Source organism: Neisseria sp. P0021.S007 (genome assembly GCF_051956855.1).
On sequence record NZ_JBQCXA010000154.1, the window covers coordinates 1 to 1,042 of the forward strand.

The window sequence follows — 1,042 nt, forward strand, 5'->3', positions numbered from 1 at the left end:
CCGTGACCGTTGCCGGCGACGACAACATCACCACCGAAGCCCGAGACGATAAAGTGACCGTTAAGCTGAAAAAAGACCTGGTAGTGAACAGCGTCAAAGCCGGCGACACCACCGTGAACAACGACGGCGTTAAGATCGCAGGCGGTCCTAGCCTGACCAAGTCCGGTATCGATGCCGCCGGCAAGAAGGTTACCAACGTAGCCGACGGCGACCTCAATGCCAACAGCAAAGACGCCGTCAACGGCAGCCAACTGTTTGCGACCAACCAAAACGTCGCGACCAACGCCGCCAATATCGCCAAAGGCATCAACTTCGGCGGTACCACCGGCAGCAACAACTACGCATTGGGCGACACCATCAATGTCAAAGGCGACAGCAACATCATCAGCGAAACCGTAGCTGGTGGCGCACAGCTGAAACTGGCCAAAGACATCATCGTTGACAGCGTGACCGCAGGCGACAGCAAACTGAATACAGACGGCCTCACCATTACCGGTGGCCCGAGTGTGACCAAGTCAGGCATCAATGCCGCCAGCACCAAGATCACCAATGTTGCCGCCGGTACCGATGACAACGACGCGGTCAACTACAGCCAGCTGAAGCAGCAAAGCGCCGCCGCCCGTACCGAAGTTGCAGCCGGTACCAACATCAAAGACGTGGTTAAAGGAGTCGGCAATAAAGGCCAAGACGTTTACACCGTCAACGCCAAAGGCACGACTGCGAGCGCCGGTTCGAGCCAAGTGACCGTTACCGCCGCTGAAAAGGCCGACAACGTGACCGACTACAGCATCGACTTGGCTGATGACACCAAAGCCGAAATCCAAAAAGGCGTAGATGCCAAAACCGCCGTTGACAGCAAAGGCCTGACCTTCAACGGCGACAGCGGCAGCACCAATATCGAAAAACTCGGCTCCACCGTGACCGTTGCCGGCGACGACAACATCACCACCGAAGCCCGAGACGATAAAGTGACCGTTAAGCTGAAAAAAGACCTGGTAGTGAACAGCGTCAAAGCCGGCGACACCACCGTGAACAACGACGG

At 56.8% G+C, this 1,042-nt stretch carries 1 pseudogene; it reads left to right on the forward strand.

Going from position 1 to position 1,042, the window contains the following annotated elements:
• Positions 1 to 1,042: pseudogene (locus ACTHUR_RS11860) on the forward strand (hypothetical protein); the annotation flags it as partial.